We start from the raw sequence: 12,759 nt of genomic DNA, 5'->3' as shown, positions 1-12,759 counted from the left end.
GCAACATTAACTCCCGAAAAAATGAACAACTACAGCCAGATAACAAACAAACAGCCCCACTTCGAACCAGGCTGCTTTCCACAGCAGATGGTAAACACCCGTTGTATGCAGCACGAAGCGGGTCAGACAGGAAAGAATGAACGCCATGGGCACAAACACCACCAACGGACTGAACAGTAAGCCTCCCAGTGCTAATTCTTCAAACATAACGAAATAATCTCAATGGGTTAGATTAGAAGTATAGAACAGCAGAAATCAGAATATGGAACGAAGAATGCGGAGTCAGCGACGACGTGCAGCGTGGCAAGCAGAGCGGCGGGCTCTTTGCCTTAGCCGAAGTCTCTACGTTGTGCAGCAAGCATCAACGCAATGATGACTAAGGAATTTGAGGAAAGAGTCCGGCAACAAAAAGTAAGACGGTTGAGCGTAACTAAACTGACGGCTGGCGACTGTTTTTATTCTAAGTTTGGTCTTAGTTTGCGCCAGCGTTTCTTTCCGGACAAGCACCAATCAGGACGCACACTCGTGACGACAAAGAAAAAATCGTCACTCATCCGGTGACAAAAAAACCGGGCAGATCCCGGTTTTGTTCTTCACATCAGAAGCCTACGCGCTGCTCATCGTGCCAGATGCGTGTATTCAATAATGACCTGATTACCATCAATCAGGACGCGCTGAATTTCACCATCGACCGTGACGCGGTTTTGCAGGTGAACCAGATGCTCACCCGAGATGAACTTATTCTTCAGCGTCGGCAGCACGTTATGTGGCTCCACATGCAGCTGCTGACAAAACTTAGTAACAAACGCCATCGTCAGCGGTGCGTTGCCACGCAAAATGTTTGAAAACTCGACCTGACTGACCCCCAGTCTTTTGGTCATTTCCATCTGCGTCAGATGCATTTTTGCTTTTTGGGACATCCAAACATCGTACAGAGCAATACGATCCTCTGGGCCAAATTCCATTGTGTTTCCTCAATTCATCACCTAATGCTATGAAAATGACAAAAACCCATAAACCGTATGTCAATCGAAAGTGAGTTTCTGTCCAAGATTTCCCACAGTCCATGGTTATGGAAGCCAGATCGCCACCAATGTCATGCTCAGGTTGATGAAGAAACAGTCAGTCGACAACGCGATTGCGCAAGCAAAAAGGCCCGCAAAACGCGGGCCAGTCTTTACCTAACTCTCAGATTGCTATGCAAACAGGCTGGCGAACAAACGCTTCACCCAATCCATTGCCTGCTTGAACCAACTGCCAGTATCAACACTTTCCAGCGCAATCAACGGCGCTTCGCCCACTTTACGTTGGTCAATCTGATAAATCACTTTACCGACCACGTCACCCTGCTCAATGGGTGCTTTGAGTTCACCGTCAAGTTCAATCATCCCGCTCAGCTGTGGCAGTTCGCCTTTCATCAAAGTCAGGTAGGTGGTTTGTGCGACCCCAATCGGCAGGTCATCTTTATTCCCCATCCAGACCCGCGCCGTCTCAATGGTCTCGCCCGCTTTGTGCGGCGCAACCGTATCAAAGAAGCGGAATCCGTAACTCAACAGTTGTTTACTGTCCGACTCCCGGCTCTTCATGCTGTTGGCTCCCATCACGGCGGAGATCAAGCGCATATTACCGCTGGTTGCAGACGTCACCAAACTGTAGCCAGCACCGCTGGTATAACCGGTTTTCATGCCATCAACGTTCATACTTCGATCGCGCAGTAGGCCATTGCGGTTGTACTGAGTAATACCGTTGTAGGTGAACGACGTTTCGCTGTAGATAGGATAGATGTCCGGCAAATCACGAATGATCGCTTGCGCCAGCTTCGCGATGTCGTAAGGCGTGGTGTAAAGGCCGTCGCTATCCAATCCATGAGGGTTGGTAAACGCGGTATTGCTCAGCCCTAAACGCTGCGCCCAGGAATTCATTAAATCGACAAACGCATTTTCAGAGCCCGCGACGTGTTCGGCAATCGCTACACTCGCGTCGTTGCCCGACTGCACAATCAGACCGCGATAGAGATCCATCATGTTGACGCTGGTGCCAACCTCAATAAACATTTTCGATGAATCGGGGAAATTCTTGGCCCACGCTTTCTGGCTGATGGTGACTTGATCGGTCGGTTTGATGTTACCGCGTTTCATCTCCTGGCCCGCGACATAAGAGGTCATCAGTTTGGTCAGGCTGGCCGGGTTCATTTTTTCATTGGCGTTGTGTTCCACCAATACCTGTCCGGTGTTGTAGTCAATCAGCACATAGCCTTTGGCCGACAATTGAGGTGGGTTGGGAACAACGACCGGCGCCGCGGTACTCATGGTAGGAAGTAAAGACATACAGGTCGCGGACAGCGCGACAATTAATCCAGTTTTTTTCATATCCCGCATCCAAGAATCAGAGTGTAAACCCAAAAACTCCAAGTAGTGCGTTTTGCTCCTGTCTGGCTGACGACATAATGCCGATTCAGGCCAGCTCACAGCTTGAATTCGCTCAGCTACTTGGGCGTGCCAGTATAGCGAAGCGGCGCAGTGCCACGCGTCATCTTTACTTACTCTTACAGAGGTGTAAATGATCGTAACAAGGCCATGAACGCAAGCAGCAAGCATGAGCCAATCTGGACACAAATTCAGCGCAATGAGCCAAAAATTGTGCTTTGCTTAACAAAAAACCGAGCCTTGTCGAGGCTCGGTTTGTCAGTAATCCACGAGAAAATCGTTACAAAACTTTCGCCAGGAACTGCTGCAAGCGTGGATGATCCGGACTGTCGAAGACCGCTTTCGGGTTGTCATCCACCAATAGCTTACCGTCTTCCATAAACAGCACTCTATCCGCCACTTCACGGGCAAAGCCCATTTCGTGAGTCACGATCACCATGGTCATGCCCTCTTTTGCCAGTCCTTTGATAACGTCCAGTACTTCACCCACCATTTCCGGGTCAAGCGCGGATGTCGGTTCATCAAACAGCATCAGATCCGGCTTCATCGCCAGCGCGCGGGCAATCGCCACACGTTGCTGCTGACCACCCGACAAGTGCGACGGAAAGTTATTCATGCGATCTTCCAGACCGACGCGCTTGATCAGTTGCTTGGCGTCCGCTTCCACTTCGGCTGTCGGACGCTTGGACACTTTCAGCGGTGCCAGCATCACGTTCTGCAGCGCAGTCATGTGGGGAAACAAGTTAAAGCTCTGAAACACCATGCCGACGTTCTGGCGCAGTACGTTGATGTCCGTGGTTTTGGCGTACATGTCGAAACCATCCACAATGATGGTGCCGGAAGAGATCTCTTCCAACTGGTTCAGCGTACGCAAAAACGTAGATTTGCCTGAGCCTGACGGGCCGATGATCACCACCACCTCGCCACGTTTAACCGTAGTTGAGACGGATTTCAGCGCATGACAGCCGTTTGGATAAAATTTGTCGACGTTGTTGGCGTACACCATATCGACGCCATTGTATTCACTAGTCACTGGCCGATAACCTCTTCTCTAAACGTTGAATAGCCCAAGACAGGGTACCGGTCACCAGCAAATAAAGCGCTGCGACGGTAAACCACACTTCAAACGGAGCAAAACTGCCACTCACCACTTCACGACCCGCTTTGGTCAGATCGGTGATCGAGATAACCGATACCAGTGACGAGTCTTTGATCAGGTTGATGAACTGACCAGCCAATGGCGGCAGTGTGCGTTTCAGCGCCTGAGGCAAAATGACGTAACGCATCGCTTTGGGATAAGTCATACCCAGCGAGCGCGCCGCTTCCATCTGCCCATTCGGAATCGCCTGAATACCCGCTCGGACGATTTCAGCCACGTACGCGCCAGTAAATACCGACAACGCGACCACACCCGCGGTAAAGCGATCGAAATCCAGAACCGTACCGATAAAGAAGTAAACGATGAAGATTTGCACCAGTAGCGGTGTGCCACGTATCAATTCAACGTAGGTTAACGCCAGATTCCTTGCGGTCTGATTTTTGGCGACCCGCATCAGGCCAAAGACCAGACCCAGCAGAACGGCAAAGATCAGAGAAATAAACGAGATTTCAATGGTTACCCAAAGGCCATGAGCAATCGGCCCGAACTTCCATTCATTGAGTTTGGCAATGGTGTCACCCTGAAATACCAGGTCACCCTCACCCACCATGAGTTGTGTGTAATTCTCGATAACTTGAGGCGAATTCTGCCCTTCAAGTGCAATGACTAATTGACCATCTTTGATCGATGCGGTGCCGTCACCCATTGCACGAATTTCCTGCATTTCGGTGTTAACGACGTATGGCCACAAACGATCCCAGTGCCAGTTGTAATTGATGCTGCGTCCGGAGAAATAAACCGCTCCCACCAGCAGCACCATGATCAGCACATAAATGGCGTGTCCGACCAATTTTGAGGATTTTGACTGCATCACTCAGATTCTCTTTATTCTTTTGAATGAACCGGGCAACGGGGCTGCCCGGTTATGACAGATCACTGTCTGACGATAAATGGCTTAGCTTACTGAACTTCTTTCAGCCAGCTGTCTGATTTGAACCACTTGTCGTAGATGCGATCGTAAGTACCGTCGCCTTTGATTTGGCGTAGGTAGTTGTCCAGGAAGTTGAGGAAGTTAGGATCGTTTTGACGAATCGCCCAACCCAGAGGCTCGTATGTGAACGGTTCAGCCAGGTGAACCACTTTGCCTTGGTTTTGCGCGCTGTAAATCGCGTTGTATGGGAAGTCGTAGATGAAAGCATCCGCTTTGCCGTTCACCACTTGCAGTACCGCGTCCACTTCGGTGTCGTACAGATCAAGTTTCGCGTTTGGAACGTATTTCTTCGCCGCTTCTACACCCGTGGTGCCAAGTTTAGTCGCGATAGTGAATTTCGGATCGTTCAGATCTTTGTAGCTCTTCACTTTACCTTCCAGTTTTGGTGACAACACAACAGACTGGCCGATAACAATGTAAGGCGTTGCGAAGTTTACTTTCAGGTTACGTTCTGCGGTAACGGTCATGCCACCCATGATGATGTCACATTTGCCTGTCAACATAGCAGGAATGATGCCGTCCCACGCCGTGTTCACTGGCGTGAATTTCACGCCCATAGAACGGGCCATGTGTTTGCCCAGATCGATATCGAAACCGATGTAACGGCCGTCTTTGGTCTTCATTTCAAACGGCATGTAGCCCGCATCGAAACAAACTTTTAATTCACCTGTGCTCAGAACGGTTTCTAACGCAGACTCAGATGCCATCGCTTGATTGGCAGCAAGTAGTGAGCAAGCAATGGCCAGCCCGGCTGCAGTAGATTTAATGAAGTTTTTCATATTATCCCTTATGTAAGAATTGTTATTTTGTCGTTCGTCCAATGACAAATACGATGTTGTATTACTGCATGTCACGCAAACGCGATTGACATCAGATCCTTACAGATAATGCGATACAATATGGCAACATTTCAACAACTTTTCGAATTTATCACTAATACTTTAGAATAAATATGCAACCATTATCTGAGAGCCACTTCGAGATCCCGGATTAAATCTGTCGGTGATTCCAGGCCGATTGACAGCCTGACGATGCCCTGTCCGGCATCACGACAGAAACGTGCTTTTTGCTCCGGAGTAAATCGATAAGTCGATGCATCAAGATCATCGGTTCTCATCACCACCGCCAAACTACGTTGATGACCAATGGAAAAAGCGTAATAAAACATGGCCGATTCGTGCGCAAAACGCTGCTCAATCAAATCGATGTCATCTACCTGGAATGCAATAATGCCGCCAAAAAGATCCATTTGTTGCTGAGCCAGAGAAAATTGTGGGTGTGAGGTCAAGCCGGGGTAAAGAACCCGTGCTACACGGGGATGATTTTCCAGCCACTGCGCTACTTGAAGCGCCGATTCGCACAAGGTTTTCATCCGCGGATACAGGGTTTCCATACCGCGCATAATGAGCCAAGCACTTTGCGCGGCCAGCGAAGCCCCAAGGTAAACGCCAGCCATCGCCCGTATCTTTTGGATCAATAACTTAGAACCCAGTACGCAGCCACCCAGCACATCACCATGACCATTAATGAACTTAGTCAGCGAATGAACCACAATGTCAGCGCCGAGGCTGAGTGGTCGGGTAATGACCGGGGTTGAGAAGGTGGAATCGGCGCACAGCAACACATCGTGCGCTTTAAGCAGTGTCGCCAATGCGGCAATATCCGTGAGTCGCAGCAACGGATTACACGGCGTTTCAATGTGCACCAGTTTTGTGCTTTTCCGCAGGGCGCGTTGCACATTATCAGTGCACGAGGTATTCACCACGGACACTTCGATGCCATACAGAGGCAGCACCTGAGTCGCAAACTCGTACACGCCTGCGTAGCAGACATCGCTGATGATGAGATGATCGCCAGCACGTAACAGGGACAGGAAAACCGCCGACATCGCCGCCATGCCTGTCGCCGTCGCCATGGCGTCTTCCGCCTGCTCCAGCACCGCCAAACGCTGCTCCAGCAGGCGCACCGTGGGATTCGTCCACCCCGCATAGAGATACGGCGCCTCCGTGATATCACCCACACCTTGAGCCGAGAACGCCCCTTGCGCCGGGTCAAACACATGATTCACCGACATCACAATATTGGGCGCAATCGCGGCGGTAGACGGGTCTGCCGCAATCATCGCATGAACAGCCTGCGTCTGTGGCGAGCAGGATTGGAAGCAGGAAACTTGAGCCTCATCTTTGTGCATAATTACGCAACTCCATTTGTTAAATTTTAACTTTACCTCTGGAGCTATTGTGAATTTCAATCACTCACAAAAATCGGCTATCCTAGCCAGCAGAATGCAGAAACCCCGCGTTTTAGTGCGCGATTTGCGGCTCAGCCGCGCAAGGATGAGTATGACCCCGACCCTGGATGCCTTTGACCACAAAATTCTTGAGCTGATGCAGCGTAACTGTCGTCTTGCCAGCGACCTGATTGCTGAGCAGGTCGGGTTGTCGCCGTCTGCGGTGCAGCGACGCATCAAACGACTGCGTGAAGAGGGCGTGATTCAGGCGGAGGTGGCGATTGTCGACCCGGCAGTAACGACGCACGCCATGACCTTTCTCGCCGGGCTGGAAATCGACCGGGATAACTATGCGGTGTTGAGCAAGTTTCGTCGCTGGGCGGAGCAGCAGAGCCACATTCAGCAGGTGTTTTATGTCACGGGCAGTGTCGACCTGATGCTGGTGATCACTGCACCCAACGCCAAAGCCTACGATGGCTTTATGGAAGAGATCATGGCGCTTTACCCGCAGATACGCCGCGTCAACACCAATGTGGTGCTCGATACGCCAAAGAGAAGCTTATACGTGCCGCTTAGCTAAATCTTGTCAGTGAGAAATAAACAGACATAAAAAAACCGAGGCGATGGCCTCGGTTTTCATATTCAGGTTGTATTTATTCGGCGGCTTTGTTCGATGCCCAAACATACAACAGTTCCAGTGCGATGGTCGCGCCAGCCAGTGACGTCAGATCGCTCTGGTCGTACGGCGGTGAGACTTCTACCACATCCATACCCACCATGTTGATGCCTTTCAGGCCACGGATGATCTTCAGGATTTTGTCTGAAGTCAGACCGCCACACACTGGCGTACCTGTACCGGGGGCAAATGCAGGATCCAGACAGTCGATATCGAATGTCAGATAGACTGGCTTGTCACCCACGATGTGTTTGATTTGACCAACGATTTCGTCCACTGACATGTCGTTCGCCTGCATCGCGTTGATCACGTTAAAGCCATGACCTTCCTGCTTGTACTCGGTACGAATGCCGACTTGCACCGAGTGTTTTGGTGAAATCAGGCCTTCTTTCGGCGCATGGTAGAACATGGTGCCGTGGTCGTACGCACTGCCGTTCGCGTAAGTGTCCGTGTGCGCGTCAAAATGAATCAGCGCCATTTCACCGTGATGCTTCGCGTAAGCACGCAGGATTGGCAGAGTGATGAAATGGTCTCCGCCCAGAGCCAGCATGGTTTTACCGCTTTTCAGAATTTCATTCGTCGCTGCTTCCAGACGGTAAGTGAAATCTTCTGCGTCACCACAGTCAAACACCAAATCACCCGCATCAACCACGTTGATACGTTTGAACAGGTTAAAATCCCAAGGGAATTTTTTTCCTTCCCACGCCAGGTTCACCGACGCGCGACGAATCGCGTCCGGGCCCATACGCGCACCAGGACGGCCTGATGTCGCCATATCGAGTGGCACACCCAGCACCACCACATCGGCGTCAGTGTCAATCGGGTTGCGTTCGTAAGGACGACGCACAAACGTCATCGCATTTGAATACAGTGAATAATCAGTTTTAGTAAACAAATCATTCATTTAGAAATCCTCTAGATAGGTATAACCGCTCAAGCCCTGTTCCAGCTCTGCCAGAACGGTCTCTTGTTCCTCTGCCGCTACACGCTGGCTAACCAGCTGGCGGTAGTTGGTGCGAATCGCGTCCACATCAATATGTACGTAACGCATCATGTCTTCGACCGTATCACCTTCGTTAATGAACGTAATATCGGATTCACCTTTATCTGTGACGTTCACCACGACGCTGTGCGTATCGCCAAACAGGTTGTGCATGTCGCCCAGAATCTCCTGATATGCGCCGACAAGGAAGAAACCCATCAGGTATGGTTGATCGTTTGTCCAAGCTGGTACTGGCAGCGTGGTTTCAATACCCTGACCTTCAACGTACTGCTCAACAGCGCCGTCTGAGTCACAAGTAATATCCAGCATGACTGCACGGCGGTCTTCCACCTTTTCCAGACCAGACAATGGCAGCACCGGGAACACCTGATCGATACCCCACGCATCCGGCAGCGACTGGAACAGCGAGAAGTTCACGAAGAACTTGTCTGCCAGACGATCCTGCAACTCGTCCAGAATCGGACGGTGGAAGCGGTTCTTATTGCTCATTTTCAAACGCAGTTCGTGGTAAATACGCAGTGATAGCTGCTCGACCCACGCACGGTGCTGAAGGTTAATCACGCCAGTGGCAAACAGACTGTGCGCTTCAGACAGATCGCTTTGTGTATCGTTGTAAATCTCAATCAACGCGCGCGCATCGGTACCTTCACGCAGAGTTTCCCAACTGCGCCACATGTTCTGCATCAGCAGTGGTGCATCTTCCGCAGGCGCTTCGATCGCTTCTGGCGAGTACGCTTCGGCACCAATCACGTTGGTGATCAGCACGGCGTGGTGCGCAGTCAGCGAACGGCCAGATTCAGAAATAATGGTCGGCATTGGCTGACTGTACAGGTTACACATGTCGCCCACGGTGTTCACGATGTTGCGGGCGTATTCCAGCAGGCCATAGTTCATCGAGTTCGAAGACTGGCTGCGTGTGCCGTCGTAATCGACCGCCAGACCACCGCCCACATCGAAATACTGGATTTGAGCACCCAGTTCGCGCAGTTCACAGTAGAAGCGTGCTGCTTCGTTCACGCCGTTACGCACGTCGCGAATGTTCGCCATTTGCGAACCCAGGTGGAAATGCACCAGTTGCAGCGCGTCCAGCTGTTGTTCCGCTTTCAAACGTTCAATCACCGTCAGAACCTGCGCCGCCGCCAAGCCGAATTTCGACTTTTCGCCGCCGCTTGACTGCCATTTGCCCGCGCCTTGAGAGGCCAGACGAATACGCAGGCCCAGACGCGGTTTCACACCGAGGCTCTTCGCTTCTTTCAGAACCAGATCCAGCTCAGACAGCTTCTCCAGTACGATAAAGACTTTGTGACCCAGCTTTTCGCCGATCAGTGCCAAGCGCATGTATTCGCGGTCTTTGTAGCCGTTACATACGATCACTGAGCTCGCTTGCTGCGCCATCGCCAGCACCGCCAGAAGCTCTGGCTTACTACCTGCTTCCAGACCCAGCTGTTTGGTTTCCAACTCAGCCTGGCTGGCCAGAATTTCGTCAACCACTTCTTTTTGCTGGTTTACTTTGATTGGGTAAACCAACAGATATTTGTTCGGGTAGTCATACTCTTCAATCGCCTGGTTGAAGGCATCACAGATGTTGTGCACACGTTGGTGCAGGATCTGCGGAAAACGTACAAGCACAGGCAAATTCAAATTACGCGCTTCAAGCTGCTTTACAATCGAACTGAGTTGCGTTGGGTGAGCACCGTCTTTTCTCGGTGACACATACACTTCACCGTGATCATCAATGCCGAAGAAGCCCTGGCTCCAGTAATGAACGTTGTAATCAGCGCGAACGCTGTCTAATTTGGATTGTTGTTCCACATCATATCTCGCAAGAACAAAGAGAATGTAGTGGCTCCGGGACCGAAACCACGCCTGACACCCTTGATGTCACGCGCTTTATCGGTGAAAACCCCGGGTGTGTCTAATGATAATAATTTGTCGTTAGGACAAGTGTTGGTTATCACACATAACTTTTCAAATTTCTGTGTAAACCATTCATTCTGTTTGTGAACCGCTGACCAAAAGATCGAATTTTTTGTTGCCGTATAAAGACTCAAAATCCGCTTCATCCGCAACCAAATCACGTAGCGACGGGCTGGTATCAATCGCACGCTGAATGTCCTCCAACGCCTGCTCTTCCGCCCCTAAACGGGCATACGCACACGCCCGTTGGTACAGCGCCGGGCCATTGCTTTCATCCAGCTCCAACACTCGGTTACACAGGCTCATCGCCCAGTGGTACTCGCGGATTTCCATCGCCGCATCAGCTTTATAAGTCAACGCTTCCAAATCGCCCGGGCGAATTTTGAGAATTTCATCGTACACTTCGATGCGTTGATCCGCCGTTTGCACACTTTGGGCGCGCAGCCATAAGTTGTGAATTTCGTTGATGATTTCGATTTCGCGGTTGTTTTCGGTGATGATGCGTGTCTTACGTTTCAGATCCCGCTCCAGCGCAACAAATTTCTTCTCATATTCCATCGCAATTTTGTTGAGCCGCTTGTCGGCCATTTCACGCGTGTTGTGTTTGACCTCGCGCAGCGATTGCCACCCCACCAGCGCAACTAACGACGCGACGCCAGCAATGATGTAGAAGAAATAGGTTACCGTCACGTTGGCGTAGTTCATCGATTTGTCCGCTACCGCAAGTTCACGGTCCGTGATCTGCACCGTGACTCTGCGCTCAAGGTCTTGTTGGTCCTGACGCAATGATTTCAATTCATCTAATATGTAGCGCTCCATCAAAGGGCGATCGAGCACCGCCGTTTCTGAATACGCCGGCGTTTTATCTGCGCCTTGCGATTCCGACGCCGCCCATACATTTGCCGCCACTATCGTCAGCAAACCTCCGACTACCAACCAAATTTTCTGCACGTATCACTCCTCTTTTGTCTCTTCTCAACGGCAACGTATTTCTAATTCGCCTTGCCATATTAAAACCAATACGAAACATTCTAACTCAAATTATATGTGAATTTTTTGCTATTTTTATTTTTCATTAAAATCAACAAATTAATCATAAATTCGCTATAGATAACGGTAATAGCAGCTTGATAATCGTCAGATTAATGTTTAGTGTACTATTAATATTTGCAATTTATCGTCTCAACAATTAGACGACAACAAAGGATGTAAATGATGTCAACTATGCTTGAAGTGAAGAACCTCTTTAAAGTGTTTGGAGAGACACCCGAGGACGCCTTTACTCTCATCGAACAAGGGCTCAATAAAGATCAGATTTTTGAGCAAACCGGCCTGACCGTGGGGGTTAAAGACGTATCACTGTCGATCAACGAAGGGGAAATCTTCGTCATCATGGGTCTGTCCGGCTCAGGAAAATCGACTCTGGTGCGGCTGCTCAATCGTCTTATCGAGCCTACCCGAGGCAGCGTTCTGCTCAAAGGCAGCGATATCGCCCATATCTCCGATCACGAGCTGCGAGAAGTTCGTCGTCAAAACATTTCGATGGTGTTTCAGAACTTTGCGCTGATGCCGCACATGACCGTGATTGAAAACACTGCGTTTGGTCTGGAACTGGCTGGCGTGCCGGAAGCGCAACGTCATCAGACGGCAAAAGCGGCGCTGGAGCGCGTTGGGCTCGATGCCTATTGCGAATCCTATCCGGACGAGCTGTCCGGCGGGATGAAACAGCGGGTCGGTCTTGCGCGTGCGCTGACTAACGATCCGGACATTTTGCTGATGGACGAGGCTTTCTCCGCCCTCGACCCGCTAATTCGAACCGAAATGCAGGATGAACTGATTCGTCTGCAAAATGACGACAAACGGACCATCGTGTTCATCTCCCACGATTTGGACGAAGCAATGCGCATCGGCGATCGGATTGCGATCATGCAAGATGGTGTGGTGGTTCAGGTCGGCACACCCGATGAAATCCTGCATCAGCCCGCCAATGACTACGTCAGCTCTTTCTTCCGTGGCGTGAACGTCGCCAGTGTGTTCTGTGCCAAAGACATTGCCCGCAAGAACCCCGCCGCCGTGTTCAAAAAGCACGACAACGACGGTCCGGCAGCCGCCATGCAAATGCTGCTCGATAACGACCGTGAGTTCGGCATCGTGGTGGATCGCGCCAACAAATACACCGGTATTGTCTCGCTCGATTCACTCAAAGAGGCAAAACGTGAACAACGCTCCCTGAGTAGCGCTCTGCTGGCAGACACCGTCACCATCTCGCCCGACGTTTCGGTCGGAGACTTAATTGGCCAGGTCGCACAAGTGCCTTATTCCGTGCCGGTGGTCGATGATGACGGACGCTACTACGGCGTGATCACTAAGACCCGCTTGTTACAAACACTCGATCGCGAATAACCACCGCTCAGAAA

The 12,759-nt window shown here is 50.8% G+C and carries 12 protein-coding genes; 2 read left to right on the top strand and 10 right to left on the bottom strand.

The window, feature by feature from the left end; all coding sequences use genetic code 11:
- Nucleotides 1–6 precede the first annotated feature (6 nt).
- The 7 genes from DYA43_RS19410 to DYA43_RS19380 all read right to left on the bottom strand — a co-directional run bounded on the left by DYA43_RS19410 (nt 7) and on the right by DYA43_RS19380 (nt 6,707).
- Nucleotides 7–207, bottom strand: coding sequence for a DUF1656 domain-containing protein (locus tag DYA43_RS19410; protein WP_020329055.1), 201 nt, complete (start codon nt 205–207; stop codon nt 7–9).
- A gap of 410 nt (nt 208–617) precedes the next feature.
- Nucleotides 618–965: a helix-turn-helix domain-containing protein gene (locus DYA43_RS19405; RefSeq protein WP_020329054.1), complete on the bottom strand. Its 348-nt coding sequence runs from the start codon at nt 963–965 to the stop codon at nt 618–620.
- 231 nt (nt 966–1,196) lie between these two features.
- Nucleotides 1,197–2,369, bottom strand: coding sequence for a D-alanyl-D-alanine carboxypeptidase family protein (locus DYA43_RS19400; RefSeq protein ID WP_047459926.1), 1,173 nt, complete (start codon nt 2,367–2,369; stop codon nt 1,197–1,199).
- A gap of 337 nt (nt 2,370–2,706) precedes the next feature.
- Nucleotides 2,707–3,432 (bottom strand): amino acid ABC transporter ATP-binding protein, encoded by a 726-nt coding sequence (locus DYA43_RS19395; RefSeq protein WP_020329052.1) that lies wholly within the window; start codon nt 3,430–3,432, stop codon nt 2,707–2,709.
- 19 nt (nt 3,433–3,451) lie between these two features.
- Nucleotides 3,452–4,396, bottom strand: coding sequence for an amino acid ABC transporter permease (locus DYA43_RS19390; protein ID WP_020329051.1), 945 nt, complete (start codon nt 4,394–4,396; stop codon nt 3,452–3,454).
- Nucleotides 4,397–4,485: 89 nt separating this feature from the next.
- A complete protein-coding gene (locus DYA43_RS19385) occupies nt 4,486–5,295 on the bottom strand; it encodes a transporter substrate-binding domain-containing protein (protein ID WP_061055418.1) in 810 nt (269 codons plus the stop codon).
- A 182-nt stretch (nt 5,296–5,477) separates the two neighbouring features.
- Nucleotides 5,478–6,707 carry a trans-sulfuration enzyme family protein gene (locus tag DYA43_RS19380; protein ID WP_061055417.1) on the bottom strand — a complete coding sequence of 410 codons (1,230 nt, stop codon included), beginning with the start codon at nt 6,705–6,707 and terminating at the stop codon, nt 5,478–5,480.
- 151 nt (nt 6,708–6,858) lie between these two features.
- On the opposite strand from DYA43_RS19380, the gene DYA43_RS19375 reads away from it, so the two are divergent.
- Nucleotides 6,859–7,326 carry an Lrp/AsnC family transcriptional regulator gene (locus tag DYA43_RS19375; protein WP_020329048.1) on the top strand — a complete coding sequence of 156 codons (468 nt, stop codon included), beginning with the start codon at nt 6,859–6,861 and terminating at the stop codon, nt 7,324–7,326.
- A gap of 73 nt (nt 7,327–7,399) precedes the next feature.
- Here the strand turns inward: DYA43_RS19375 and speB are convergent, their stop codons facing one another.
- From speB to DYA43_RS19360, 3 genes are all read right to left on the bottom strand, one after another.
- Entirely contained in the window at nt 7,400–8,326 is a 927-nt protein-coding gene (speB, locus tag DYA43_RS19370) for an agmatinase (RefSeq protein ID WP_020329047.1), read from the bottom strand.
- Complete coding sequence (speA, locus tag DYA43_RS19365) at nt 8,327–10,237, bottom strand: arginine decarboxylase (protein ID WP_020329046.1); 1,911 nt, start codon at nt 10,235–10,237, stop codon at nt 8,327–8,329.
- Nucleotides 10,238–10,414: 177 nt separating this feature from the next.
- On the bottom strand, nt 10,415–11,251 hold the full coding sequence (locus tag DYA43_RS19360; protein ID WP_225869410.1) for a TPR end-of-group domain-containing protein: 837 nt from the start codon (nt 11,249–11,251) through the stop codon (nt 10,415–10,417).
- A 306-nt stretch (nt 11,252–11,557) separates the two neighbouring features.
- On the opposite strand from DYA43_RS19360, the gene proV reads away from it, so the two are divergent.
- Entirely contained in the window at nt 11,558–12,745 is a 1,188-nt protein-coding gene (gene proV / locus DYA43_RS19355) for a glycine betaine/L-proline ABC transporter ATP-binding protein ProV (RefSeq protein ID WP_061055416.1), read from the top strand.
- Nucleotides 12,746–12,759 lie beyond the last annotated feature (14 nt).

This window comes from Vibrio fluvialis (assembly GCF_900460245.1).
Classification (GTDB): Bacteria; Pseudomonadota; Gammaproteobacteria; order Enterobacterales; family Vibrionaceae; genus Vibrio; species Vibrio fluvialis.
This window is presented reverse-complemented; position numbering and strand designations above follow the sequence as displayed.

Bases quoted from the DNA above. Each gene is read 5' to 3' on its own strand.
- DYA43_RS19380 (WP_061055417.1), bottom strand. From the start codon at position 6,707: ATGCACAAAGATGAGGCTCAAGTTTCCTGCTTCCAATCCTGCTCGCCA.
- DYA43_RS19410 (WP_020329055.1), bottom strand. From the start codon at position 207: ATGTTTGAAGAATTAGCACTGGGAGGCTTACTGTTCAGTCCGTTGGTG.
- DYA43_RS19395 (WP_020329052.1), bottom strand. From the start codon at position 3,432: ATGGTGTACGCCAACAACGTCGACAAATTTTATCCAAACGGCTGTCAT.
- DYA43_RS19390 (WP_020329051.1), bottom strand. From the start codon at position 4,396: ATGCAGTCAAAATCCTCAAAATTGGTCGGACACGCCATTTATGTGCTG.
- speB (WP_020329047.1), bottom strand. From the start codon at position 8,326: ATGAATGATTTGTTTACTAAAACTGATTATTCACTGTATTCAAATGCG.
- DYA43_RS19400 (WP_047459926.1), bottom strand. From the start codon at position 2,369: ATGAAAAAAACTGGATTAATTGTCGCGCTGTCCGCGACCTGTATGTCT.
- DYA43_RS19385 (WP_061055418.1), bottom strand. From the start codon at position 5,295: ATGAAAAACTTCATTAAATCTACTGCAGCCGGGCTGGCCATTGCTTGC.
- DYA43_RS19405 (WP_020329054.1), bottom strand. From the start codon at position 965: ATGGAATTTGGCCCAGAGGATCGTATTGCTCTGTACGATGTTTGGATG.
- proV (WP_061055416.1), top strand. From the start codon at position 11,558: ATGTCAACTATGCTTGAAGTGAAGAACCTCTTTAAAGTGTTTGGAGAG.
- DYA43_RS19375 (WP_020329048.1), top strand. From the start codon at position 6,859: ATGACCCCGACCCTGGATGCCTTTGACCACAAAATTCTTGAGCTGATG.